Source organism: Exiguobacterium aurantiacum, assembly GCF_024362205.1.
Taxonomy (GTDB): Bacteria; Bacillota; Bacilli; order Exiguobacteriales; family Exiguobacteriaceae; genus Exiguobacterium; species Exiguobacterium aurantiacum_B.
In genome coordinates, this window is record NZ_CP101462.1 from 2,138,742 (window position 1) to 2,164,508 (window position 25,767).

At 49.2% G+C, this 25,767-nt stretch carries 30 protein-coding genes; 9 read left to right on the forward strand and 21 right to left on the reverse strand.

Features of this window, described 5'->3' with window-relative positions:
• Positions 1-52: 52 nt before the first annotated feature.
• The 16 genes from mnhG to NMQ00_RS11155 all read right to left on the reverse strand — a co-directional run bounded on the left by mnhG (position 53) and on the right by NMQ00_RS11155 (position 13,716).
• The gene (mnhG, locus tag NMQ00_RS11080) at positions 53-412 is read right to left on the reverse strand and encodes a monovalent cation/H(+) antiporter subunit G (protein ID WP_255176729.1); all 360 of its coding nucleotides are present in this window, start codon (positions 410-412) and stop codon (positions 53-55) included.
• On the reverse strand, positions 390-686 hold the full coding sequence (locus tag NMQ00_RS11085) for a Na(+)/H(+) antiporter subunit F1 (RefSeq protein WP_034809884.1): 297 nt from the start codon (positions 684-686) through the stop codon (positions 390-392). The genes mnhG and NMQ00_RS11085 overlap by 23 nt, the downstream gene beginning before the upstream one ends.
• Complete coding sequence (locus NMQ00_RS11090) at positions 686-1,171, reverse strand: Na+/H+ antiporter subunit E (protein ID WP_255176730.1); 486 nt, start codon at positions 1,169-1,171, stop codon at positions 686-688. The genes NMQ00_RS11085 and NMQ00_RS11090 overlap by 1 nt, the downstream gene beginning before the upstream one ends.
• A 7-nt stretch (positions 1,172-1,178) precedes the next feature.
• A complete protein-coding gene (locus NMQ00_RS11095) occupies positions 1,179-2,663 on the reverse strand; it encodes a Na+/H+ antiporter subunit D (RefSeq protein ID WP_255176731.1) in 1,485 nt (494 codons plus the stop codon).
• Entirely contained in the window at positions 2,656-2,997 is a 342-nt protein-coding gene (locus NMQ00_RS11100) for a Na(+)/H(+) antiporter subunit C (RefSeq protein WP_255176732.1), read from the reverse strand. The genes NMQ00_RS11095 and NMQ00_RS11100 overlap by 8 nt, the downstream gene beginning before the upstream one ends.
• Entirely contained in the window at positions 2,997-3,437 is a 441-nt protein-coding gene (locus NMQ00_RS11105; protein WP_255176733.1) for a Na(+)/H(+) antiporter subunit B, read from the reverse strand. Before NMQ00_RS11105 ends, NMQ00_RS11100 begins: the two co-directional genes overlap by 1 nt.
• Entirely contained in the window at positions 3,421-5,859 is a 2,439-nt protein-coding gene (locus tag NMQ00_RS11110; protein ID WP_255176734.1) for a Na+/H+ antiporter subunit A, read from the reverse strand. Before NMQ00_RS11110 ends, NMQ00_RS11105 begins: the two co-directional genes overlap by 17 nt.
• A gap of 277 nt (positions 5,860-6,136) precedes the next feature.
• Positions 6,137-6,451 (reverse strand): thioredoxin, encoded by a 315-nt coding sequence (gene trxA / locus NMQ00_RS11115; protein WP_021066822.1) that lies wholly within the window; start codon positions 6,449-6,451, stop codon positions 6,137-6,139.
• Positions 6,452-6,557: 106 nt separating this feature from the next.
• Positions 6,558-7,523: an electron transfer flavoprotein subunit alpha/FixB family protein gene (locus tag NMQ00_RS11120; RefSeq protein ID WP_255176735.1), complete on the reverse strand. Its 966-nt coding sequence runs from the start codon at positions 7,521-7,523 to the stop codon at positions 6,558-6,560.
• Between the two features lie 13 nt (positions 7,524-7,536).
• Positions 7,537-8,310 (reverse strand): electron transfer flavoprotein subunit beta/FixA family protein, encoded by a 774-nt coding sequence (locus tag NMQ00_RS11125; RefSeq protein ID WP_255176736.1) that lies wholly within the window; start codon positions 8,308-8,310, stop codon positions 7,537-7,539.
• Positions 8,311-8,390: 80 nt separating this feature from the next.
• On the reverse strand, positions 8,391-8,969 hold the full coding sequence (locus NMQ00_RS11130) for a fatty acid metabolism transcriptional regulator FadR (protein ID WP_255176737.1): 579 nt from the start codon (positions 8,967-8,969) through the stop codon (positions 8,391-8,393).
• A gap of 80 nt (positions 8,970-9,049) precedes the next feature.
• Complete coding sequence (locus tag NMQ00_RS11135) at positions 9,050-10,723, reverse strand: AMP-binding protein (protein ID WP_255176738.1); 1,674 nt, start codon at positions 10,721-10,723, stop codon at positions 9,050-9,052.
• Positions 10,724-10,860: 137 nt separating this feature from the next.
• Positions 10,861-11,328, reverse strand: a complete 468-nt coding sequence (locus NMQ00_RS11140) for a DUF4825 domain-containing protein (RefSeq protein ID WP_255176739.1) — start codon at positions 11,326-11,328, stop codon at positions 10,861-10,863.
• A gap of 13 nt (positions 11,329-11,341) precedes the next feature.
• Complete coding sequence (locus NMQ00_RS11145) at positions 11,342-12,469, reverse strand: ABC transporter permease subunit (protein WP_255176740.1); 1,128 nt, start codon at positions 12,467-12,469, stop codon at positions 11,342-11,344.
• Positions 12,459-13,340 (reverse strand): ABC transporter ATP-binding protein, encoded by an 882-nt coding sequence (locus NMQ00_RS11150; protein WP_255176741.1) that lies wholly within the window; start codon positions 13,338-13,340, stop codon positions 12,459-12,461. The genes NMQ00_RS11145 and NMQ00_RS11150 overlap by 11 nt, the downstream gene beginning before the upstream one ends.
• Positions 13,315-13,716 (reverse strand): GntR family transcriptional regulator, encoded by a 402-nt coding sequence (locus NMQ00_RS11155; RefSeq protein WP_255176742.1) that lies wholly within the window; start codon positions 13,714-13,716, stop codon positions 13,315-13,317. The genes NMQ00_RS11150 and NMQ00_RS11155 overlap by 26 nt, the downstream gene beginning before the upstream one ends.
• Positions 13,717-13,895: 179 nt before the next feature.
• On the opposite strand from NMQ00_RS11155, the gene NMQ00_RS11160 reads away from it, so the two are divergent.
• From NMQ00_RS11160 to NMQ00_RS11185, 6 genes are all read left to right on the forward strand, one after another.
• A complete protein-coding gene (locus NMQ00_RS11160; protein WP_255176743.1) occupies positions 13,896-14,630 on the forward strand; it encodes a hypothetical protein in 735 nt (244 codons plus the stop codon).
• 121 nt (positions 14,631-14,751) lie between these two features.
• Positions 14,752-15,162, forward strand: coding sequence for a MarR family winged helix-turn-helix transcriptional regulator (locus NMQ00_RS11165; RefSeq protein ID WP_034776750.1), 411 nt, complete (start codon positions 14,752-14,754; stop codon positions 15,160-15,162).
• 23 nt (positions 15,163-15,185) lie between these two features.
• The gene (locus tag NMQ00_RS11170; protein ID WP_058763170.1) at positions 15,186-15,824 is read left to right on the forward strand and encodes a nitroreductase family protein; all 639 of its coding nucleotides are present in this window, start codon (positions 15,186-15,188) and stop codon (positions 15,822-15,824) included.
• A gap of 15 nt (positions 15,825-15,839) precedes the next feature.
• Complete coding sequence (locus tag NMQ00_RS11175; RefSeq protein WP_214752481.1) at positions 15,840-16,133, forward strand: putative quinol monooxygenase; 294 nt, start codon at positions 15,840-15,842, stop codon at positions 16,131-16,133.
• A gap of 1 nt (position 16,134) precedes the next feature.
• Positions 16,135-16,491, forward strand: coding sequence for a DUF1304 domain-containing protein (locus NMQ00_RS11180; protein ID WP_214836960.1), 357 nt, complete (start codon positions 16,135-16,137; stop codon positions 16,489-16,491).
• A gap of 77 nt (positions 16,492-16,568) precedes the next feature.
• Positions 16,569-16,796, forward strand: a complete 228-nt coding sequence (locus NMQ00_RS11185) for a CPCC family cysteine-rich protein (RefSeq protein WP_255176744.1) — start codon at positions 16,569-16,571, stop codon at positions 16,794-16,796.
• A 90-nt stretch (positions 16,797-16,886) separates the two neighbouring features.
• Here NMQ00_RS11185 and NMQ00_RS11190 read toward each other — a convergent pair whose 3' ends face one another.
• The 5 genes from NMQ00_RS11190 to NMQ00_RS11210 form a co-directional block, all read right to left on the reverse strand.
• On the reverse strand, positions 16,887-18,425 hold the full coding sequence (locus NMQ00_RS11190; protein ID WP_255176745.1) for a hypothetical protein: 1,539 nt from the start codon (positions 18,423-18,425) through the stop codon (positions 16,887-16,889).
• 126 nt (positions 18,426-18,551) lie between these two features.
• The gene (locus NMQ00_RS11195) at positions 18,552-18,809 is read right to left on the reverse strand and encodes a hypothetical protein (protein ID WP_255176746.1); all 258 of its coding nucleotides are present in this window, start codon (positions 18,807-18,809) and stop codon (positions 18,552-18,554) included.
• An 8-nt stretch (positions 18,810-18,817) separates the two neighbouring features.
• A complete protein-coding gene (locus tag NMQ00_RS11200; protein WP_255176747.1) occupies positions 18,818-19,261 on the reverse strand; it encodes a hypothetical protein in 444 nt (147 codons plus the stop codon).
• A 13-nt stretch (positions 19,262-19,274) separates the two neighbouring features.
• Positions 19,275-21,632, reverse strand: coding sequence for a DEAD/DEAH box helicase family protein (locus tag NMQ00_RS11205; protein WP_255176748.1), 2,358 nt, complete (start codon positions 21,630-21,632; stop codon positions 19,275-19,277).
• Positions 21,625-21,951 carry a nucleoside triphosphate pyrophosphohydrolase gene (locus NMQ00_RS11210; RefSeq protein ID WP_255176749.1) on the reverse strand — a complete coding sequence of 109 codons (327 nt, stop codon included), beginning with the start codon at positions 21,949-21,951 and terminating at the stop codon, positions 21,625-21,627. Before NMQ00_RS11210 ends, NMQ00_RS11205 begins: the two co-directional genes overlap by 8 nt.
• Positions 21,952-22,081: 130 nt before the next feature.
• Between NMQ00_RS11210 and NMQ00_RS11215 the strand changes: the two genes are divergently transcribed.
• From NMQ00_RS11215 to istB, 3 genes are all read left to right on the forward strand, one after another.
• The gene (locus NMQ00_RS11215) at positions 22,082-23,503 is read left to right on the forward strand and encodes an AIPR family protein (RefSeq protein ID WP_255176750.1); all 1,422 of its coding nucleotides are present in this window, start codon (positions 22,082-22,084) and stop codon (positions 23,501-23,503) included.
• A 90-nt stretch (positions 23,504-23,593) separates the two neighbouring features.
• The gene (gene istA / locus NMQ00_RS11220; protein ID WP_255178668.1) at positions 23,594-25,021 is read left to right on the forward strand and encodes an IS21 family transposase; all 1,428 of its coding nucleotides are present in this window, start codon (positions 23,594-23,596) and stop codon (positions 25,019-25,021) included.
• A complete protein-coding gene (gene istB, locus NMQ00_RS11225; RefSeq protein WP_147538924.1) occupies positions 25,018-25,734 on the forward strand; it encodes an IS21-like element helper ATPase IstB in 717 nt (238 codons plus the stop codon). The genes istA and istB overlap by 4 nt, the downstream gene beginning before the upstream one ends.
• Positions 25,735-25,767 lie beyond the last annotated feature (33 nt).

The window sequence follows — 25,767 nt, forward strand, 5'->3', positions numbered from 1 at the left end:
CCCTCCTATCATTTTCACAAGCAAAAAAGACTCGCCGCGGCGAGTCTTTTTGTCATTCCAATCCTTTATCCTTATCTTCTTTCAGCGCATCCTGAAGCGAGTCTTTCCAAAGCGGGACCCCTTTCGTGTGTGCCGCCCGGGCAATCAAATGTCCGCCGACGGGTGCCGTCAAGAGAACGAAGAACAACCCGAGTAAGAGACGCGCATCGAAAACACGTTGGTCGACCCATACGTGGAGCACGGCCGCGAATAAGACGAACATGACCCCGAGCGTCGCCGACTTCGATGCCGCGTGTGTACGCGAATAGATGTCAGGCAGACGGATGAGACCAATCGCCGCAACGACCGTGAAGAATACTCCAATCACCGTGAAAACGCCGGTTAGTATATCAAAGATCATTGTCGCGGTCATGATGGATGATGGCTCCTCTCTCTAGATATTTCGAGAACGCCACTGTCCCGATAAAAGCAAGGATACTGAGCAAGAGGATGACCTCAAAGAACATCGTCGTGTCGAGTAAAATCGACAATAGCGCAACGACTGAGATGAGAGCAATCCCGATCGAGTCGAGAGCGATGACGCGGTCTGGCGTCGTCGGCCCTTTGACGACTCGGTACAGCATGAACAACATCGCGATAACGAGGATGGCGAGTGAGATGTAGATTAAAATGTCTAACCAATGCATCAGTCCGTCGCCTCCTTAATCCCAGTTTCGAAGTTATCATAAATGTCTTGTTTGAGCGCCTCTTTATTCGGCATATGGAGCGCATGAATATAGAGGATCTTATTATCTTGTGACACTTGGACGACGAGTGTACCAGGTGTCAGCGAGATGAGCATCGATAACAAGCTAATCTTCCAGCCCGATGTAAGTGTCGTTTCATATCGGAAAATTCCCGGTTGAATCTCGAGTTTCGGGCTAAGGACGAGGCGCAACACCTCGAAGTTCGCCATGACGAGTTCGCGCGAGAAGACGAGCAATAATTTGAAAAGCTTAATCACGCGCGTGAAATAAAAGTTATTTCCGGATTCCCGGAAGAAGCGTCGCATCATGAAGATGACGAGTAAACCGAGCAAATACCCGATCAGAAAACCGTACGTCGTGAACGATCCCGTGAGGAACATCCAGATGAACGCCAAGAAAAAGTTGATTAATATTTGATAGGCCATCTCGTTGTCACTCCTTTAATACGGCATCGATATAAAGTTCGGGTTGCACGAGCGGTTCGATTGCCTGGGTAATATACGGATGCATCAATTCAGCACCGAATCCATATGCGACCGCCACAATCAACAATAAGCAAACCGGGACGAGCAAGCGGTTCGTGTACGGGATGAGTGGGCCATCATACGGCTTGCGCTCTTCTCCCCAGAATCCGTTCAAGAAAATCTTGATGACGGAGAATAAAACGAACAGGCTCGAAATGAGGACGAGAATCGGTCCGAACAAATCGCCTTCCCCGACCCCACCTTGAATAATGAGCAACTTTCCAAAGAATCCACTTAGTGGCGGAATTCCAGCGAGTGAAAGTGCCGCAATGAAGAACGCCCAACCAAAGAGCGGGAAACGAGTGATCAATCCACCCATATCCCTCAGTTGACCTGCACGGGTGATGCCAATCATCATTCCGACCAGCATGAACAGGACGGCTTTGATCATCATATCGTGAATCAAATAATAGAGCGCCCCTTCAAGCGACGTCTGTGTATTGATCGCGATTCCGTACAAGATGACCCCGACGGCAATCATGATGTTATAGATGATGATAAGTTTCACGTCATTGTAGGCGATTGCCCCAACCATCCCCGTGACAATCGTCAACACAGCAAGGACGATCAAGAACGTCTGCAAGAATGTGCCATTCACATCGAAGAGGAGCGTATACGTCCGAAGAATCGAGTAAACCCCGACTTTGGTCAGGAGTGCCCCGAACAACGCGAGAATCGGTGTCGGTGCGACAACGTACGATCCCGGTAACCAGTAATGGAGCGGCACAAGCGCGCCCTTCAAACCAAAGACGATGATGAACATAACCCCGATGACCGAGATGACGTTCGGATTGTCGACGAGTGGTATCTTTTGCGCCAGGTCCGCCAAGCTGAGCGTTCCGACGGCACCATAGAGATAAGCGACCGCCATGACGAACAGCGCCGAGGCAATGACGTTGACGAGCAAGTATTTAATCGACTCACGTAACTGGACACCTTTTCCGCCAAGGACGATCAATACGTATGACGAAACTAAGAACACTTCGAAGAAGACGAACAAGTTGAAAATATCCCCGGTCGTGAACGCACCGTTGACCCCAACGAGCAAGAACAGCATCGCCACGTACAAGTAGTTCTCTTCATACGCTGCCGAGAAGTAATGGACAGCGAACCAGACGATAAAGAATGTCAGTAGCGTAGATGTCGTGACGAGCAGTGCCGACAACATATCTGAGACGAGCGTAATCGAGAACGGCGCCGGCCAGTTCCCGAGGTTGAGGGTCAAAATCCCCTCGTTTGAGACCGTGTGCACCAAGAAGAGTGACACGATTAATGTAACAAAAATTGATCCAAGTGCCAGGCTACGCTGCAGACGCACGTTCTTTGGCAGGAACATCATGATGATCGCCGCAAGCGCCGGGATGACAATCGGAAACACAGGTAAGTTAATCATTCGATTCCGTTCCTTTCATTTCCTCCATATTATCCGTATTCAGCTCTTGGTAGGCGCGGTAAGCGAGAACCAAGAAGAATGCGGTCACCCCGAAACTGATGACGATCGCCGTCAAGACAAGCGCCTGCGGTAACGGGTCGGTATAGTCGGTCACCCCGTCGACAAGAACAGGTGCGGCGCCTGTCTTCAACCCTGCCATCGTCAAGACGAGCAAGTGGGCGGCGTGACTGAGCAGTGACGTGCCGATGATGATGCGTAACAAACTCTTTGAGAGAATCATATAGACTGCACACATCGTCAAGGCACCGATAATGATGCTAACGAAGATTTCCATTATTCACTCTCTCCAATCGTTTGAATGATTGTCATCGTGACACCGATGACGACGAAGTAGACGCCAAGGTCAAACGCAATCGCCGTATGGAGCGTCTCCTCGCCAAGTAACGGCAAGTTAAATTTATCATAGGCGTGCGTGAAGAACGGCAAGTCCAAGAAAACCGAGTGCATCGCCGTCAATATCGCAATGAGCGCCCCGAGCGCCGTCAAACGACGGTAGTCAAACGGCAATACTGTCGCCAGTGTCTTCGAGTCAAAGGCCAGCAACAACAACACGAGTGCAGCGGCCGTCATCAAGCCCCCGATAAACCCTCCTCCTGGAGAATAGTGTCCCGAGAAGAACAAGTGAATCGAAAAGATAATGATGATGAAGAAGATGATCACCGCGGCCGTCTGTAAAATGACGTCATTGACGCGCTTATTACTTTTTGGCTTCATGTCCATGTTCACCTTCTCCTTTCGTACGTTGTACCGTCGTTCTAAATTTGATCATCGTATAAATCCCAAGACCTGCGACCGCGAGGACGATAATCTCGAACAACGTATCAAAGCCACGGAAGTCGACAAGGACGACGTTGACCATGTTCTTCCCGGCTGCCAAATCATAGACGTTTTCTTTATAGTATTCCGAGATCGAGCTGAGCGACTTGTTCGACAATGTCATGAAACTAAGCATCATGACCGTGACGCCGACAAGGACAGACACGATGGCGTTACCAACTTTAAAGCGCATCCGCGCCTCTTTTTTGCTGATTTCCGGCATGTGATAGAAAACGAGCAGGAACAGTGCGACCGATACCGTCTCGATGACGAGCTGCGTGAGCGCGAGATCCGGCGCCTCGAAAAAGACGAAGAAGAGCGCGACGCTGTAGCCGACGACACCGAGCAGAATGATGGCCGGGAGACGTGAACGCATGAAAAGAATCGCGAACGCGCTCAACACAACCACTGCACCGAGTACGTATTCATACGGTGCGATCTCAGCCATCTCGCTGAACGAGAAGTTGAACAGGTCGTACCACCACATCGAGAACAATAACATGCCCGACATGAAGACAAAGATATAAATCAAATACGAGCGGATGAAGCCCGTCATGTAGTTGTCTTTAAAACGGTACGCCGCCTTATTCGACCAGACGAGTGATCCGTCATACATCCCATTTAGCGTCAAACGGTATGGAACACGGTTGTAAATCCCCATCCACTTGTTGAGGGTAAAGAACATGAGCGTCCCAAGGGCAACGATTCCAATCGTCATCAAGAGCTCAGGAGTGACCCCATGCCAGAAGTACAAATCGACTTCGACCGCTTGTCCGCCTTCGACGAGCGTCGGATAGATCGATTCGACCGCCGGACGGATGAGCGTGTTCGACAACACGTTCGGTACGAAACCGAGCACGACGACGAGGATGGCAAGGATTGCCGGTGGGATGAGCATCCCGATCGGTGCCTCGTGGGGCTGTTTAGGCAACTTATCGAACTGCGCTTTGCCCATGAACGTCCGTGTGAAAATGATCAAACTATAAATGAACGTGAACACACTCGCGATGAACGCGACGACCGGGATGAGTAACCCGATTGTGTCGAGCGCGAAGAAGTCCATTGAGAACACTTTCGTCGTCGCCTTCAAGAACATCTCTTTACTGAGGAAGCCGTTGAATGGCGGCAGACCAGCCATCGACAATGAACCGATGACAGCAATCGTGAACGTGATTGGCATGACGGTCATCAGGCCACCGAGTTTACGAATGTCACGCGTACCGGTCTCATGGTCGACAATCCCTACCATCATGAAGAGCGAACCTTTGAACGTCGCGTGGTTGATCAAGTGGAAAATCGCCGCAATCGTCGCGACCATAAAGATATTGTCATCCATGCCGTCATAATGAAGCGCCGCGGCACCGAGACCGAGTAGCGACATGATGAGACCAAGCTGACTGACGGTCGAATAGGCGAGAATCCCTTTCAAATCGGTCTGTTTGACCGCATTGAACGAGCCCCAGAATAACGTGAATGTCCCGAACGACACGATAATCCAAAGCCAAAGCGAAGACTCTTGGAACACCGGACTCATCCGTGCGACCAAATAGAGCCCCGCCTTGACCATCGTCGCCGAGTGCAGATAAGCACTAACCGGCGTCGGTGCTTCCATCGCATCCGGTAACCAGATGTGGAATGGGAACTGCGCCGATTTCGTGAACGCCCCAAGCAAGATGAGAATCATCGCGGGGATAAAGAACGGACTATCAACGATCACCGTTTGGTTCGCAATCATATCCCGAATACTGAACGAACCGACCATCGACTCGAGTAGGACAATCCCTCCAAGCATCGATAAACCACCAAACACGGTGATGAGCATCGACTTTTGCGCCCCGTAACGGGAGCGCTCTTTTTCATACCAGTAGCCGATCAGGAGGAAAGACGAAATTGATGTCAATTCCCAGAACATGTACATGACGACCATATTGTCGGACAGAACGACCCCGAGCATCGCTCCCATGAAGAGGAGCAAGTACACGTAAAAATGGCCGAGTGACTCTTTGTCTTTATTCAAGTAATAAATTGAATACAAGACGACAAGCGCCCCAATCCCCGTGATGAGGAGTGCAAATAAAAGACCAAGCCCGTCAACATACGCCGTGAAGTTGATGCCGAGCGAAGGCATCCATCGTACCGTTTCGGTTACGACCCCTCCGTCACTCGTGATGCCGATAAAACGGAAAAAATACGCGAACAAAAGTGCTGGGACGACCAACACAAACCAGCCCGTATGTATTCGTTTCACTGCCCGAAACAGAAACGGGATAAACGGTGCCGCAAGAAGCGGCAATAAAATTGCGAGATGTAACACCGACAAGAAAATTCCTCCTTCGAACAGAGTCGTACAAGTGATGTAGCAGAGTGATCCTAAAAGTAGGTTCATCTGACTACATCACGTCTCTACCTGAGTATAACGCAACTTTTCCGTTCTTAGCCATGAATAAAACTTCCCTGTTTCTTCACACTTCTCAATCGTTTTGAAACTGTTAAATATGAAAGAACACGTCGGAAAATGTAAAAAAAATCTCATGATTCGATTTAGGAAAGGATATAAAAAAACAACCGACGGGAGACCCGATCGGCTGTTTTGGGCATTATTGTGCTGTCGCGATGAACTCTTTGAGTGCTTCTTTTGGTTGGAAGCCCATTGTTTTCGAGACAGGTTGTCCGTCTTTGAACATCATGAGTGTCGGGATACTTTGGATTTGGAAAGCGCCCGCTACTTCTGGGTTCTCGTCAACGTCGAGTTTCACGATTTGGACTTGGTCGCCCATCTCTTGGTCAAGCTCTTCGAGTACCGGTGCGATCATGCGGCACGGTCCACACCAAGCTGCCCAGAAATCGACGAGGACGACGCCCTCTTTTACTTCTTGTTCGAACGTTTGAGTCGTTGCGTGTTTAATAGCCATTTGGTAAATACCTCCCCAGTAAGATGTGAGAGCCGATTAAGGACTCTCATGCATTTCATGTTCAGAGTATACCACGGAGGGTACGTTTCCCCAAACGTTCTGCATATCAGCTATTGACGAGGTGTTTGCGGAACTCTTCTGTTAACAGTGGGACGACGTCGAACAAGTCGCCGACGATGCCGTAGTCGGCCACGGTGAAGATGTTCGCTTCCGGATCTTTGTTTATGGCGACGATGACTTTGGCGTTGCTCATCCCGGCCAAGTGTTGAATCGCACCTGAGATACCGCAGGCGATATACAGGTCCGGCGTGACGACTTTGCCGGTCTGTCCGATTTGGAGCGCATAATCACAGTAGTCGGCGTCACACGCTCCACGTGAAGCACCGACAGCCCCGCCGAGCAGTTCCGCGAGCTCTTCGAGCGGCTTGAAGCCGTCCTCGCTCTTGACGCCACGGCCACCGGCGACGATGACTTTCGCTTCCGTCAAATCGACTTTCCCTGTCGCCTTGCGGACGACTTCTTTGACGATCATGGCGAGGTCCTTCAGCTCCACGCTAGGTGTCTCGACCGTTACGCTCGCCCCGGCAGTGCGTGGGAGTGCGTCAATGTTGTTCGGGCGGATCGTGAAGAACATGACCGAGTCTTTGAACTTCACTTTCTCGAACGCCTTCCCTGAATAGATCGGGCGAACGAACTCGGCGTCTTTGCCAGATCCTTCGATCGAGACGACGTCACTGATGAGACCGGCGTCCAGACGCGCCGCGAGTTTCGGGGCGATATCTTTCCCGAGCGCCGTATGACCTAGCACGATCATGTCCGGTGACTCCTGGTCGATGACTTGGCGGAGCACTTGCCCGTAACCGTCCGGCGTGTAGTGCTTGAGACGCTCGTCTTCGATGACGAGGACGCGGCCCGCGCCGTATTCCCCGAGTTCATTGGCGAGTGCTTTGACGTCATCCCCGATGACGACCGCCGTCACATCGTCCGTCAATTGCTTCGCCGCGGCGATGGCTTCGAATGATACGTTCCGTAACGCGCCTTCACGCGCTTCTGCGAGTACTAAAGCTTTCATCTATGTGTCCCCCTTAAATGACTTTTGCTTCCGTGCGAAGTAATTGAACGAGTTCGCTCACTTGTGACGACGTATCCCCTTCGAGGATGCGTCCCGCTTTCTTCTCTTCCGGCATAAACCGTTCGATCGTCTCAATCTTCGCTTCGATCTCATCTTCGTCGAGGTCGATGTCCGACAGTTCGAGTTCTTCGAGCGGTTTCTTCTTCGCCTTCATGATGCCTGGCAGGCTCGGGTAACGCGGTTCGTTCAGTCCTTGCTGCGCTGTCACGAGGAGCGGGAGCGCCACTTCGATCACTTCGGTATCCCCTTCGACGTCACGTGTGACCGTCGCCGTCGTTCCGTCGATGTCGAGCTTCGTGATTGTCGTCACGTAGTTCATGTCCAACAGTTCCGCGACACGTGGTGCGACTTGGCCGCTGCCGCCGTCGATGGCGACGTTCCCGGCGAAGATGAGGTCCGGTGCTTGTTCTTTCAAGTATGTGGCGAGCACTTTCGAGATCGTCACATGGTCGGCGTCCTCGACGTCATCCTCGATCGAGATGCGGACCGCTTTGTCCGCACCCATCGCGAGCGCCGTACGGAGTTCTTTGTCCGCGTCTTCCGGTCCGACCGTCACGACCGTGACTTCTCCCCCGAGATCGTCACGCTTGCGAATGGCCTCCTCGACCGCATACTCATCGTACGGGTTGATGATGAACTCAGCGCCGTCTTCTTGAATTTCCCCATTCTCGAGCTGAATCGCTTCTTCTGTATCGAACGTACGCTTCAGCAATACAAAAATATTCATCGTAGTTCCCCCTTATAAGTTGTTCGCACCATCATTCATGAATCAGCGTTCATTTTTTGAGCTAGCGAGAGGGCTTACGGTTAAGCAAGCCCTTTTTTTAACATATGGTGTACTTTCGGTAGCGTCGACATCAAATCATATTTGAAGCCGCTCGCCATCCAGCTCGTGACCACTTCATCGATCGTACCGAAAATCATCTGCCGGGCGAGACGATAGTCGAGTTCTTGGTCGAACTCGCCGGTGTCGACCCCGTGCTGCACGACCGCGTCAATCAAGTTCAAGTACGGCTTCAACACTTCGCTAATTTTTTGACGAAGTGCCAAATTCGACTGTCGGAGCTCGATTTGTGTCACGACGGCGAGGTCGTAATCGGCCGACAGTTGTTTGAGATGCGACTCGATCAATTGATACAGTTTGTCGCCGGCCGTCGTCTCCTGCTCGATTTGTTGCTTCGAGTAGTCGATGAACAAGCCCATCTTCGTTTGGAACAATTCGATCAACAGATGTTCCTTGTTTTTGAAGTACAAGTAAATCGTCCCGTCGGCGACACCCGCCTCTTTGGCGATGGCTGTCACCTTTGCACCGTGATAGCCATGATTCGCAATCACTTTCACTGCCGCATCGATAATGCGGTCACTTTTTGATCCATTCTTTGTCATAAACACCCAAGCTCCTTACCGCTGCATAAAAATGAATGATGGTTCATTCATTTATTATTCTATCATGTGACACGGTTGTGTCAACTGCTTTGTTTCACTTGTTTCGCCTTCTCTTCATCGACGAGGACGCGACGTAAAATCTTACCGACGAACGTCTTCGGCAACTCGTCACGGAACTCGTACAGCTTCGGCACTTTATACGCCGCAAGCTTCTCGCGACAGTGTTTGTCGAGCTCTTCTTCCGTCACGCTGGCACCGTCGCGCAACACGATGAACGCCTTGACCGTCTCACCGCGATACGGGTCCGGGACGCCGATACAGACCGCTTCCTTGACGGCCGTATGCTCATAGAGCACTTCTTCGATCTCACGCGGATAGACGTTGAAGCCCCCGGCGATGATCATATCCTTCTTCCGGTCGACGATATAGAAGAACCCGTCCTCGCCCATATAGCCGAGGTCACCGGTCGCGAGCCATCCGTCTTTCAAGACAGCGGCCGTCTCTTCCGGCTTCTGCCAGTACCCTTTCATGACTTGCGGACCGTGAAGCATGATTTCCCCGATTTCGCCGATATCAGCCACCGTCTCTCCGTCTGCCTTTACAATTTTAGCAGAAGTGTCCGACAACGGCACCCCAATCGAGCCGACAATCCGTTTATCCCACAGGAAGTTCGCGTGCGTGACCGGTGACGTCTCCGATAAACCGTACCCTTCGACGATGCGACCGCCTGTGATGCTCTCGAACTGTTCCTGCACTTCGACAGGTAGTGGTGCCGATCCAGAGATACACGCCTCGATCGACGACAAGTCATATTTCTTCAGTTTCGGGTCGTTCAAGATTCCGACATACATCGTCGGGGCGCCCGGGAAGAAGTGCGGCTTCTTCTTGTTGATCGTCTTCAAGACGTCGGTGACATCAAAGCGCGGGACGAGGACGAGCTCGTATCCGTTCGCCATCCCGAAGTTCAGACAGCACGACATGCCATAAATGTGGAAGAACGGCACGACGCACAAGACACGCTTCTCATCACCGCGATTATATTTATAGAAGAAGTTCGAAATTTGGTCGACGTTCGCCGTCAAGTTGAAGTGGGTCAACATGACGCCTTTCGGCAGCCCCGTCGTCCCGCCCGTATACTGCAGGACCGCGACGTCTTCTTTCGGGTCGACCTCGATTGGTGTGATCGGACCGAAGTTCTTATAGTCTTTGAGCGCGACCGAGCCCGTCGTATCGATGACGATATTGTTCTCGCGCTTCACTTTGATCGGATACAGCTTGTTCTTCGGGAATGGCAGATAGTCGGCGATGCTCGTCGTGATGATCGTCTTGACGTCCGTCTTCTGTTTCACGCGAAGCGATTTCGGATAGAGGAGGTCGAGCGTGATGATGATACTCGCGCCGGAGTCCGTGATCAAGTTTTCAAGCTCATGCTCGGTATAGAGCGGATTCGTCTGGACGACCGTCCCACCGGCATAAAGGACCGCATAGAACGAGATGACGAATTGCGGACAGTTCGGGAGCATCAGACTGACGCGGTCCCCTTTTTGCAATCCTTTCGATTGAAGCATCGTCGCGAGCCGTTTCGCCGCGTCATCGACTTCGGCGAACGTCAACGTTTTGCCGATAAAGGAGACGGCGGTCCGGTCCGGGTAATCGGTAGCGGCACGAGATAGCGCCTCATAGAGCGGCTTCACCTCATAATCAATCGTTTTTGGCATGTCAGCTGGATAATCTTGCAACCACGGTTTGTTCATCGCTTTTCCTCCTTGGAATGAATAGTCATTCAGTTAACTCTATTATAATGCCAAGAAAACGCTTTCATCTACCCTTTACCCGATAATTTTCAGAAAATATCGAAAAAACGTGTGCGGATGTAAGTTTCCGCACACGTTCAGATTCTCTTGAAATAGGCTTCGGTCTGCTCTTGGTTGCTGATTTTCTCGTCCAAATGATCATTCAAATCTTTTTCCCACTTGATCGTCGAGAAATCGATGTCGAGCCACGCCTCCATCTCTGGACGCGAGAACGAATACGTACGGTTCGGGAAAGCGAAGCGGACAATCTCGGTGTTTTGGACGAGCGTGAAATACGTCGCCGCGTTGCGAATCGCGAGCCGCTCCTGCTCGATCCGTTCAATCTCAGGGTCACTGTACCGAATCGTCAGGCCGTACGGACGTTTTTTCGTCTGGAGCTCGATCGACTTGTAGCAGTCGTGCATCGGCAACGTCTGGGCGATGCCGGCGACGGCGCTATTGTCCCCGACGTAAGACCCTTTGTATTGGAAAGCGTTCGATCGTTCGGTGTCCCCGCATCCAGCGAGCACGATGAGCAAGACGACGAGCAGACTGAGCCGTTTCATGAGAATCCTCCTATCAAGATTTTAGTTTCAAGTTCAAGCGATAGAGCAGGCGTTTCGCAAGTAAATGAGCGAGGAAACCGCCAATGACAAAGCCGACAACGTAAAGGATGCTGTTCGTCGGGTACGAGAGGTTGGCCAGAATGATTCCGCCGAGCATGGCGAAACAGACGACCATGATCACGTGGACGAGCCAAAGCCAGTTCGTGAACATAAAGAAGCGGCCATTGTTCTCTTGTGGGGCCCGGTTGAACATCCATAAGCCGAGTCCGAACGAGAGGACGATAAAGCTGAGGGCGCTAATCATCGCCACCGTCATAAAGTTCTCCCACACCGTGTTGTCCGTGAACATGTTGAACGTATCGACGTTAAATAGGTTCGCGAGCGGTGAAATCACTCGCAAGAATACACTTTCGATGGCCCGTTCGAACAGTTCATAGACACCAGATGTATTTTGCGTGACCGAGAAAATCGACCCTTGAATCAACAGTAAGATGCCGACTGGGAACAATAAGGCGACGACCGACCAGAGCACTTGCGAGACGGCCTCCCCGCCGAATGACCCCATCCATAACGCCAATGAGAAGACGGCAATGCCGGTCAACAACATGAAGCCGACGAGCCCAGCGACTTTCAATCCGTGTCCTTCCATCAAAAACGAATAGCGTGATGAATGGATGATCCAAAGCATGAGCGGTCCGCCAAGGAGAGACGAGACGATGATCCCGCTCGTCCCAATCAACCACTTCGATATGTATAGCTGGTTGCGGTTGAACGGGAGCGACATCGCAAAGTCAGACATTTGGCTATTACGTTCACTTCCAATCAAGACGGATGCCATCAAGAAGCCAAAGATAATATAGAGGAAGATGACGCCACCATACGGGATCAGTGTCTGTAAGTCACCAATAAAGTAGCTGTACTCCGGGCTGAACAACTCTTCAACTGACGGATTCGTTACATTGTCGCCATACCATTCGGCAAACTCCTCGGGATTCGCTTGAATTTCTCGAACTTGTTCATCGAATGATTGCATCTGCGTCCATACTGGAAGCGTGTAGGCGACAATCCCAAGGAAGACGAGCAACATCCATAACAACGACACTTGTTTCCAGTCTTTCTTTAACAACACTTTAAAAGACACTTGCCTCACCTCCTAATTGGACCCGGAAGATGTCTTCAAGCGACATCGGAATCTCTTCGACGAGCATCGGGTCATGCGCATCGACGAACGTATCAAGTTCTTTCGTCCGTTCTTTCGCCATGAACAAGGCGACCCGCCCTGTGACGTTGATGATTTCGATATCTTTCCGTTCGAGCAGTTCGACCGGCACTTGATCGTTGAAGACGACTTGCAGTTTGACGCTCGTCTCACGTGCCTCTTCGAGCGACATAATCGCCTTGACGCGCCCCTTCTCGATCATGATGATGCGGTCGGCGATTCGTTCGAGCTCGTGCAACTGGTGGCTCGAGACGATGATTGAACAATTGCGTGCCTCGACTTGGGCGATCATCAGTTTCAAGACGTCCGACTTGGCGACGACGTCGAGTCCGTCCGTCGGTTCATCGAGCAGATAGTATTTCGCTTGGACGGCGAACGCGAGTGACAGTGTCACCATCGCCTTCTGTCCTTTCGAGAGTTGACGAATCTTCTTGTTGTCGATGTTATAACGAGTGAGCGTCTCTCTGAAGGTTGACCGGTTGAACGTCGGGTAAATCGATTCGTAAAGTGCGGCCGCCTCGTTGACTGTATAATGTTTGAGCGCGTCGGCCGAATCTGGCACGAAGATGACGTCACGTTTCAATTCTGACTTCTCAAAAATACTCGATGGACCGTAACGGACGTCGCCCATGTCTGGTCGGATAATCCCGACCATCGTTCGGAGCAGCGTCGTTTTCCCGGCGCCGTTCCGTCCGACGAGGGCGATGATTTCCCCGGCGCCGACGGTGAAGTCGATGCCGTCTAAGACGCGCTGTCGATCGATCGTCTTACTCAGTTGCTGGACTGTCAGCATGGTTCTCCCCTACTTTCTTATACTCTGTCTCAAATAGCGTCAGCGCTTCGGTGAGCGCGATGTTCGCGTAATGGCAATCGATGGCGAGCTTCTTGATCGCCTCAAGAATCGGTGCGCGCGGCGAGTCCTGGTCAATCCAGTCCTTGGAGACGAATGTCCCTCTCCCGCGATGCATCTCGAGCAAGCCGAGTCGCTCAAGTTCCTGATACGCCTTACTGACCGTGTTCGGATTGATGACGAGGTCGGTCGCGAGTTCTCGCACGGACATGACCTTGTCGCCTGGCCGTAAAATCCCGCGGATGACGAGCGCCTTCGTCTGATTTACGATTTGTTCATACAAAGGTTCCGCGCTTTTCATATCAATTTTATATAACATGGGTCACACCCTCTCTTGTGTACGTGGTATAAGTGTATTATATGTATTAGTACACGTAAATACAATAGTTCTTAAAGGGCACTTTCAGTTTACAGGGAATTGGGAATAAATTGAATACGACTTTGGACTGAGACGCGCGTCGTGTTTTTCAGGTACATTGGACGAGAGGTGAACCGAAAATGAAGAAAAGATTATTGATTGGGGTCGTCGGCTTGCTCGTCGCCGGATCGATGTTCGGAAGAAACGAAGCGACGGAACGTTATACGGACTACATTGATGACACGTACGGGGAACGTGTCGATGTCGACGTGTCACAAGACTGGAAACTGACTGGGTACAAGGCGACGTTCGAGCTCGAAAGGCAGCCGCTTCGCGGGACGTATTCCGCATGGACGTATGGTGACGGTACAATCCATGACGACGTGATGCCGACGTACTGGGTGAAAGAGGCAGAGACGACGCTACACGACCGGCTCGTCACGGCGAACGTCTTATCACGTACAGAAACGGTCCGGGCGAACGTGCCTGTGGACGCCGTCCGCATGCGAGACGTAAACAGACGACAACCGACGTCCGTCTTCGAGTTGAATCCAGAAACGTTTTTAGATGTCTCTGTCATGTTGCACGAAGCATGGAACGACACCGTCGCTCAGAAGCAACGCGTCCTCGACATCATCCGCCTACTCGAGGACGACGTCACGTCGATTCATTTCTCGTTCGATGGGACACCGAATGAAGATGACGACTTCACCGAGCGCTACTTGAACGTGTCACGTACGTCTCAATCCGGCGATCCGTCGTTCGATTCGCTCCAGACGATTGACGACTTGAATCGCCATGATCGCCTGTATGGCTTCGACGAGACGACGTTCATCACCGAGTATCGGTTTGACGGAACAGAATATGAAGACTGATCACCATTCGCACGAGCGGATGGTTTATTTGTGAGCATTCTCCTTTACAGCACGGCGTGAATGTTTTACATTTGACTAGTCAACAATTGACTTATCAAATGAGAGGGGTGAGACACCACAGATGGAATTACGAGATATCAGCCGACTGCTATACCAAATCAAACTGGCGGACCAACGCGTCGCAACCTCGTTCGAGAAAGAGACGGGCTTCAGCCTGACCCGCTACGAGATGCTCATGATCGTGCATGACAAGGGCGTCTGTTCGCAAAGCGAGATTCAGCAGGCGATGAAAATCGACAATGCGGCCATCACCCGCCATTTGAAGATCCTTGAAGAAAAAGGCTACGTCCGCCGGGAACGGAACACTGCGAACCATCGTGAAGTGTTCGTCCATTTGACCGACGAAGCCAAGCATGACTTGACGAGCTGTGAACAAGACCACGACCGCGGCAAGCACTTGATCACGAAAGTGCTGTCCGAGTCAGAAATCAATCAGCTGTCTAGTCTGCTGCAAAAGCTTAACCAACTATAACAAGAGAGAAAGAGGTAATATCCATGGCAACTACATTCGAAAATAACACATTCACAGACGTGATGCTCGGTCGTAAATCGATCCGCGTCTACGACGAGAACGTTAAAATCTCACAACTTGAAATGCTTCAAATGATCGAGGAAGCGACAACGGCTCCTTCTTCAGTCAACATGCAACCGTGGCGCTTCGTCGTCGTCGAAAGCCCAGAGGCGAAAGAGACGCTCAAGCCACTCATCCGCTTCAACGTCCGTCAAAACGACACGTCGGCTGCGATGGTCCTCATCTTCGGCGATATGGAATGCTACGAGCTCGGTGAAGAGATCTACGACCAAGCTGTCGCAGAAGGCAAAATGCCACAAGAAGTACGCGACCAACAGCTCGGCGCCATCCTTCCGTACTACAAGAACTTGTCGACACAAGAGATGAACGACATCGTCAAAATCGACTCGAGTCTCGCTGCGATGCAATTCATGCTCGTCGCCCGTGCTCACGGTTACGACACGAACCCAATCGGTGGTTTCGAGAAAGACCAACTCGCGGAAGCGTTCGGTTTAGATAAAGACCGTTACGTGCCGGTCATGATCCTCTCGGTCGGTAAAGCTGCAGAAGAAGGCTACCAATCGGTACGTCTCGACGCTGAAAAAATCACATCATTCAAATAATCGGAGGACACCCACATGATCTTAATCAACGCTATTTTCGACGTGAAAGAAACGGAATTTGAAAACTTCTTGGCGGACATCAACAAGCTCATCGACTCGTCGAAACAAGAAGCCGGTTGCTTGAGCTATGAGCTGTTCCAATCGACGACTTCAGAGAACCGCTTCGTCATGATCGAGAACTGGGCCGACCAAGCGGCCGTCGAGCAACACAACCAAAACCCGGACCTCATCGCGTTCGCCCAAAACGTAGGCAATTACGTGACGGCGAAGCCGGTGCTCCATGTGACGGAAGTCGCGACGGCCAACTAACATGTCCGGACTCACCCTCGTCCTCGGAACGCTCGTCGCACTCGAGTTCTTCTACATCCTGTATTTAGAGACGTTCGCCACTCGTTCAAAAACGACGGCCCGTGTCTTCAACATGACGGAACAAGAGCTCGCGCGTGATTCCGTGTCGGTGCTGTTCAAGAATCAAGGTGTCTATAACGGATTGATCGGCGTCGGCTTGCTGTACGGGCTGTTCGTCAGCCAGTCAATCGAGATCGTCACGATGCTCCTCATCTATATCGTGCTCGTCGCGTTGTACGGCAGTATCACGAGCAATAAAAAAATCATCCTCACGCAAGGCGGATTGGCGATTTTGACGCTATTGTCCATGTTGTGGTGAGCTGAAAGCGGTCGACTTCGTGTCGGCCGTTTTTTTGTAGGCGGCGTGCGCTATACTGAAAAGTGAGGTGATGTTCGATGACATACACATGCCCTTGTTGCGGCTATCAAACACTTAACGAAGAACCACCCGGCACGTATGACATTTGCGGCATCTGTTTCTGGGAAGACGACGGCGTTCAGTTCAGCGATCCAGATTATGAGGGTGGTGCCAATACAGTGTCGCTCCGGCAAGCGCAACAGAACTACATTCATTTTGGCGCATGCGATCGAGGCTCGCTCAAATTTGTTCGGACTCCGAACTAGCACGACATCAAAGACCCAAAGTGGCGGCCGTTAACAAAAAAATAAACATACAAAAACCGCTTCTACGCATTTGTAGAAACGGTTGTTTGATTATATACCGAGAATCGCGAACGAGACTCCGACGACTCCGATGAGCGCCATCGCGTAAACGGGTACGCGCGGCATCTCACCGTTGTTATCGAGCGCCTTCCCGAACATGTAGAACACGAGCGGGTGAACGAGGAACGGCATCGAGAAGATGAGCGGGATGAGAAGCGACGCTTCTGTCCCGAACATGCCGCCCTGCACGGCTGCGAAGAGGCCGAAGTGCGAGATGGCTGACGATTGAGCCATCGTCGTATAGTCGAACGCGATCGTGCTGAACGTGAGAAGGACGAGTCCACCGAAAACTGCCATCATCTGCCAGCCGAACGAGAACTGCATGAGCGCCTTCACTTCTTTGAAGTCTTCTCCGTTGGCACCGCGCAAGTTTTTAAGCGCGAGCGCCGTGAGCACGAGACCGACCAAGACGATGATTGCCGTCGGCCAGATCCAGAGCGCCCCGTTGTCGGCACTGACTGCCAAAATCGAGAACACGAAGATGTGACCGAAGAACGGGATGTTAATCATGATCGGGGCCCGTTTCGCGGCCACTTGACCGAAGTCACCGGCCGTACATGCGCCTGTGAGACCACTGTGCGAGAGCGAGCCGGCCATACCTGGTGCGAGGTTGCGGATATGTCCTGTGCGGGCGAACCACATAAGGAGCGCAATCCCACCGAACATCCAGAACAATTGACCGAAGAAACCGTACACGAGAATCGAGTTCATGCCTTCGATGGCGAACGCATCACCGATTCGCGAGCCACCGACCATGAAGTTGGCGGCCAAGACGACCGGGATCCCGGCGAACAGAAGCGCACGGACGGTCGGTCCATACGTCCAGTTGTGGAAGATGGCACCGAGTGCTGACGAAAGCAACATGGCGAAGAAGATCTGCGGAAGTGCGATAATCGGTTGAACCGCCACGGCGATGCCGTACGACACGAACAAGATGACGAGCATTAAGACTGTCTCGATGACGCCTTTACGCATGTATACCTTCTTATCGTCGATTTGTGCCTTGTGGTCGATCAAAAGGAACGACGCCGCGAGACCGATCAACGCGAGGATCGGGTAGTAGAGCATGATGCCCTCTGCCGCGCCCGGTTGAATCATCATGCGAAAGAACCCTTCGAGACCGACGAGCAAGAAGAATGAACGGAGGATGAAGATGAACTGTGTCCGTCCTGTCCCGAGGAACATCTCTTCTTTCGATGGCACGACGATGTCTTTCACGTCGAGCTCTTGCTTGCTTAAAATCTTGCGAAGTTCTTGTCCACCGACGAAGAACGATACGACGAGCGCGATGATCGTCGTCCGTGATAAGAAATCGACGAGCGGGAACTCAGGGAGACCCGGTGTCGCGATACCCATCTCGACCATGGCGAAGCCAAGTCCAAGACCGAAGATGACGATGACGAGGATTGGCGAGAATCGTGAACCGGCCACGACCATCCGCGATAAAATGACCATCGGGATGACGAAGGCCATGAGCAACCAGAATTGGTTGAGTAATTGTACTTGCGATAATTGCTGAACGATTTCCATGGATAAACCCCTTATACATTTTTTCACACTGTGTCGAAGTTTACAGGATTGAACATTCTGTGACAAGGGGGTGTGACGTATTGTAAACTTTGAAAGCGGAACCAACTAAAATGGTTCCGCTTTCGGTTAATTATTCGGTTGGCGCAGACCCCAGATGCCTTTATTTCCCGTGGAATAAAACAAGTCTTCTTTCCCCGCGAAGCTGGCCGAGTCGCTCGAATGGGCCCGAATCTGTTTATTGACGTGTGCCTTCCAATCTTTATAGCGATCGAGCTCGAGTTGATAGTACGACCGTTCAATGTAGTCATAGATTTCTTTAAGTGACGCCGTCCCGCCGTGATGCTGGAGGGCGAATTGGATTTTGCGAAGTAGTGCGCGTTTCAAATTATCCCTCACCTTTCACTAAATACTTCTAAGTACTCTTCAAACTTTTGTTCCACTGCTTTAATAATTCTATCATGAGCAGCTTCACCTTCAATACGGTACTCTTCCCTCACATAAAACATATCATCAATTAATTCAAAGAGTGGAGAAATATTGCTTACTCTAGTAGAAGTTGTTGATAGATATTTTAATGGCAGTGTTCTTAAATGTCGTTCCATGTTTGCTTGTGAAAAATTCGTTGTAAAATCCGCACTTATATTTTTAAGGGTATAAGAGCGGAGTTGCTCGTTCACCAAATCATAATAAGGTTTTGCGAGTTCAGTTATCGAAATTGGCGCATACCAATCTCGAGAACCTCGCTCTAACATTATTTTCAGTACGTTCATTTTGTAAGGTCCCTGTCTATCGAACTCATCTATGTACTGAATTAACTGCTTAAGCCGATCTTCCATAATTACGCCACCCTCATTCTGAAGCTTTACGACTGAAGTAGTGATGCAGCCGCACTTCAACGATTTGACTGACCCATTCGTAAACCAAAGGATGAGCAAATGCTTCATTATGCTCGATATGTAATGACTCCTCAGATACGAAGAACGGTCCTTTAGCTATTTTATCAAATGGCATCCGCAACAGTAACTTTTCAATCTTTTGCTGATGGAACGGGGATTGGAAGTCTTTCGTCTGTCCGTCAATCTGCTGACGATATGGGAATTCATTGATGAACTCATAGAATGGACGAGCCGCCTCGCTCGCTGAGATTGGTTGAAGCCATCCCGCGACCCCACGACTTAACATGATTGATAACACAATCATCTTATAGCTCTTCGTCATGTCTGTGTATTCTACTTCAAGCAACAGCGACTTCGCCTCTTCAAACAGGTGACTCTCTTCATCATCCAGCTCCCCCACCCGATTTAGGAACCCGTAATACCCTCCGTCTTTCTTCCATTCAGAACGATAGGCATCGATTGAGTATTCACCTCGCTGGATCAACTCCAGGTAACTCGGACGTCTTCCAAATTCTTCTTTCACCATGAAGTAGTTACGCTCCAACTGTTGCCGGCGTGTCGAAGAATGGGTGACCATTCGCTTCAACAAATCGATGGCGTGCAAATCGAATTCAATCGTGCATCTACTTGGTAAATCGATTTTTCTAGGAAGAGCTTTTACAATCGGTTGTCGCTTCGTCGTCAATAGCGCCAACTTTTTATCGATGTTCTTATAGTTCCCAATCAAATCGATGATGGTGCAGTGCGTCTTTCCCCTCAATAGACGTAATCCACGACCAATTTGTTGCGTGAAGACAGTCAACGATTCAGTCGGGCGGCAAAACAATAACGTATCGATTTCAGGGATATCGACACCTTCATTAAATAAGTTGACCGCGAAGATAATATCGAGATGACCTTGCTTCAATTGACACATCACATCGGTACGGTCATATTCGGTCTGGCTATGTAACGCGACAGCTTGCACACCTTGCAGACGGAAATAGTCGGCCAAATATTCAGCCTGAGTGACTGATGAACAGAATCCAAGCGCTCTGGTCTGGTGATGCATCCGCCAGGCATCAAAGATTTTTTGAGCGACACTTTCCTTCAACTGCTCCGCCAACAGTTCGTCTTGATCATAGCGACGACCATTGATCAATCGAATCTGCGAATAATCGATCTCATCATAAATCCCAACGTAATGGAACGGTGTCAAATACGACTCTTCAATCGCTTCAGTGAAGTGCATCTGATACGCGACATTGTCATCACACAAGGCGTAGACGTCGCCCCCGTCCAATCGATCGGGCGTTGCCGTTAATCCGAGCAAGAATTTCGGCTCGAAGTAATCAAGGACACGCCGATAGGATGGCGCAGCCGAATGGTGGAATTCGTCGACGACAATCAAATCGAACTGATCTGGTGTGAACTGTTGCATCCGATGTTTCGAGGCCAATGTTTGAATCGAAGCGAATAATACGTCGGCTGATTTCTCATCTCTCGAGTCACCTCCGAGCAATAATCCCGTCTTCCATTCGCTCGAGACTTTCTTATAGGATGCCTCAGCTTGAAGCAGAATTTCTTTTTGGTGGGCAATGAAGAGCACTCGTTTGAACTGGCGGGCGAAGAAGGCGCTCAAGTACGTCTTTCCTAGTCCGGTAGCGAGCACGAGCATCGCTTTGCGTCTGCCTTCGTCCATCGTCTCGCGTAACGCCTTCAAAGCAGCGTCTTGTACGGTGTTCGGTGTGATCGTATCGTCCTCGATATAGACAGGTGGTGGTTCCGCAATCAGTTCCGCTTCCTTGATGCGCTGTTGCTTCGCTTCATATTCTTCACGATAAGGCTGCAACGAGACGATGTTCATGATTTGGGCATAGTCGCTATAAAAGAGCTCATGAAACGCATCGACTGACTGTTCAAACACGTCCTCCGAGATGCTCGCCGGTATCTCGACGTTCCATTCGACGCCTCGATTTAAGGCGCTATGCGACAGATTGGAAGAACCGACAAAGAACGTCCCTCCATCTTGTGTGCGGAACAAATATGCCTTTGGGTGGAACGACTGGCCTTTCGATCGATAGAGCCGTAGCTCTACTCCTTGAATGTTCATTAGCATCTCAAGCGCGTCTGGGTTCGTCAAATAGAGGTAATCCCCAATCAGAATGCGGACTTGTGCACCGCGATTGACTGCTTGCTTAAGTGAAGCGGTGAGTTCTTGAACACCCGATACTTGCGCAAACGCGACGACCATATAAATTTCAGTCGCCGCGTCGATTTGGTGTTGTAATGGAATTCGTAAATGACTCGTATGCAGACGTAACTCACTCATGATCAAGAACCTCTTCCAAGAAGAGACCTTTTTCAAACCCGCCCCGCTTCTCACGTTTCTTCTCACGGATACGATTCAATTCCTCGAAGCTCGCGCCGTGCATTTTTCCAAGCGTATAGACGAGTTCCAAAATATCAGCAAGTTCTTCGAGTGATTCTTCATCAATGTTCGTTTCTTCGTACTCTTTGATTTCCTCGTAAAGTTTCAAGCGGGCCTGTTCGAAATGTTCAGCTTGATTCAAGTGTTTGACGACAGGAATTTGTCCTGCTTCATGGATGATTTCAGGAATACGGTCTCGGATTAACTTGTTATATACCATACTTACTCCTCCTTTTAGAAAAACAACTCCATCATATATATTACTAGATCTTTATTTTGATCTTTGAAATAATAAAAAGTAACTTATAAAAAATATCAACATCACTAAATTCATAAATGGAGGTACATGTGTGTCAAACATTATAAATAGAGAAATCAAAGAAATTATAGCATATGGAACATCTTCAAACCCAAAAATTTCCTTGTCAGAAGATCAAGCATTTAATGTTCTATTACTTCAATATTACTGTTTTAAAGAATCGGATATTTCAAAAGTTTGGTATGAAATTTTATCAATGATTACAGACGGTAAGGATGATGGCGGAATTGATGCTATCTATTTCGATGAAGAAGATTCAAAAATAATAATTCTGCAAAACAAGTATTCAGATGTAATTAAAGTTCAGGATATTGTTAACGAAATTAATAAGATTATTACTACAATGAATGATTTTAAAGCTGCCCACACAGGTAGCTATAATAAAAAGACAAAAAAACTTTTACAAGAATCATTGGATAGATTGACAGACGAAAATGAAGGCAACGTTGAAATTTTATTCTCTTCATTAGCTAATATTGATATACATAAAGCCAAATCAAAATTAACAGGCATTGAAGATAAAGTTGCCTACATTACATTATTGAATAAAGGTAATGTAGAAGAAATGATTGAAAAGCTTCAGCTGCAACATGAAGTAGTAGCTGAAGATAGTCTAAAAATTGATAATACAAAAAATATTTTGAAGTATTGTAGTGATCAACATAAAGGTATTTTTGTAAATGTCAGCTCAGAATCAATAAGCCGTTTATATAATAGATATAACCAAAAGGGATTATTTAATCTAAATATTAGAAGATATATCAGAAATAAAAATGTTGACGATGGAATTAAAAATACTCTTGATAATAATCGTGATGAATTTTGGTTCTTAAATAATGGCTTAACTATAGCTTGTACTGACTTCGTAGAAGATGGAAACAAAATAAAACTATACAATTTTTCAATAGTGAACGGCGGTCAGACTACAAATTTAATTGGAGAATACAAAGGTAAGAACAGAGAAGAATTTTTCATACCCTGCAAAATTGTTTCAAGTGTAGATGAGGTATCAACTCAAGACACCATGAATTTTTTTAATACTATTGCAGAGGCAACCAATTCACAAAAACCAATTCAACCCAAGGACTTGAAATCTAATTCTCCAGAAATGCGTTCACTACAAACACTGTTATTAAAACATAAAGTATTTCTAGAAATTAAAAGAGGAGAAAAGCCAGCAAAAGACACTAATACCAAAATCAAAAATGATGAGCTAGCCCAATTGATTTTTTCATTCGTAAATCAAAAACCTGGAACTTCTAGATCTAATAAAAACTCATTATTTAATAATAACAAGTTTTATAAACAAATCTTCTTTAAAAGATACGCTAGTGAGATCGAGAAAACCAACTTTCTGTTAGATTTAATTGAACTCAATGACAGATGTGTAGTGCAAAATAGGAGTGCAGAAGTGTGCAACGGAAACGTACACAACTCTGCACTCCTATTTTAGAAAAGAAAAAGGACTTGCCAGCAACCATAATCTCACCCTAACGTTTAAGTTGCGAAACAAGAACGTTAGGAGATGGAAGGAATGCTAGCAATGTCCGATATCAATTGTATCAAATTTCTTAGAAACCACAAATCACATTCAATCAATCGAATCGCTAAAAATCTAGACCTCAATTGGAGGACGGTAAAAAAATACGCGGATTCAGCTCAATTGCCAAGCGAAACCATTCGCCCCAAGAGGGGCATGATGTACGGAACGAAATGGGGCGAGATGGTCGAAGATTGGTTGACAGAGGATCAGATGCTTCAGAAAAAGTTGAGACGAACGAATAAAAAGATTTATGAAACGCTGGTGGCGAACGGATTCGAGGGCTCTTATCGAACGGTGTGCAATTTCATCAAGAACTGGCATATGACAAGCGAAGAGGAAAACGACACAAGGCATGAACGACTGCAGCACCCTCCGGGTGAGGCGCAGGTGGATTTCGGGACGATGGAAGTCGTCAAAGATAGTCATGCGGTCGATATGAAGTGCCTCGTCATGAGTCTGCCCTTCAGCAACCGTACGGCAGCCGTCGCCCTCCCCGCAGAAAACCAAGAGTGCTTCCTGACGGGACTCAAAATGCTTTTTGAAGAAATCGGCGGTGTGCCGCAACAACTCCGAATTGATAATCTCCCCGCGGCAGTCATCCAACCGCGAACGACGAGGGAAGAGGCGATCTATACCGATGCTTTCATGCAGTTCATGGCTCATTATGGATTCCAAGTCCAAAGCTGTAATCCTTACAGCGGGAACGAGAAAGGAAGTGTCGAGAACAAGGTCGGATACGTTCGATACAACTTTCTTGTCCCGGCCCCTGTCATGCATGATTACGATTCGATGAACCGACAGCTCGCAGTTTCCCTACGGGACGACATGGAGCGAGTCCATTACGAAAAGCATGTGCTGATCCGTGAGCTGTTCGAAAAAGAGCAGAGACATCTATTGCGATTACCTCAAGAAGACTTCCCCGTCTTCAAGGAAGAACTGTTCAAGGTGAACAAGTACGGCGAAATAACGATCGATAAGACGAAAGTCTTGATCCCTTCAGGGGCTCGTCATGGGCAAGTACGCGCCATCTTAAGGTGGGATTCGATGAAGATTCTCTCACTTCACGGAGAAATCCTTTACGAAGAAAAACGTCCCTACATGATGACAAAGCGTGCGCTCCCATGGGAAAACATCATCAGCACTTGGCACAAGAAGCCGAGAAGCTTCGGGCACTCCCGTTATTCCGAATATCTGCCGGGTAGAATCAAAGAATACCTGGGCGTACCCAACTTACTCGTTCGGCAGGAAAGACTGGCCTGGATCCGAGCCAAGCTCGCACTCTATCCAATCCTCGAGATCAATGAACGCCTATACGAGCTACTGAGCGAGGACGACGATCCAGCCGTGGTTGAGGACCATCCTTATGATGTGGATTGGAGCAAGTACGATAGCCTGAATCGGCCTTGGGGAGAAGGTGGTGCAGTATGAGCCTAAAAGAAATGTGCAAATCGCTCCGCCTTGCCTATGTCGCTGAAATCTATGAATCGATTCCAACGGAATCCCCTGAAAAGTTTCTCACGGAGCTTTTCTCGATGGAAATGCGCCTCCGCGAGGAAGCGAAAGCGCAACGGTTAATCAAAAAGGCTAAATTCATCAACAACAAGTCACTCGACGATTATCACTGGGGCAATCACATCTATTTCCCGAAGCATTTGGATAAGGACGAACTGACCTCATTGAATTTCGTCGAGCATTCACAGAACGTCGTTCTGACAGGGTCCCCGGGGACGGGAAAGACCCATTTGGCCATCGGACTCGGGAGAGAAGCTTGTCACAAAGGTTATGAGGTGAGGTTCTTCCGGGTCTCCGAGCTCGTAGAGCAACTTAACAAGGCCTGGAGGGATGGGAAGCTGAGCAGCTTCCATTCACGTCTCGAATCGGCAGACCTGATCATTTTGGACGAGATGGGATACATCCCTCTCACAAAAGAATCTGCGGAACTCCTGTTCCATCTCATCACTGACTGGTATGAGCGAAAGAGCTTGATCATCACGTCCAACCTTGAGTTCAGCCAGTGGAATCGCATCTTTGGCGACGCGCGCCTAACGGCGGCACTCGTCGATCGCGTCATCCATCACGCTCACATATTAAATTTCACAGGTGACAGTTATCGTGTCACGCATGCGTTGTCGAAACACTAAAACCCAGCTGGCAAAGTTCTGTACTTTTCGTTG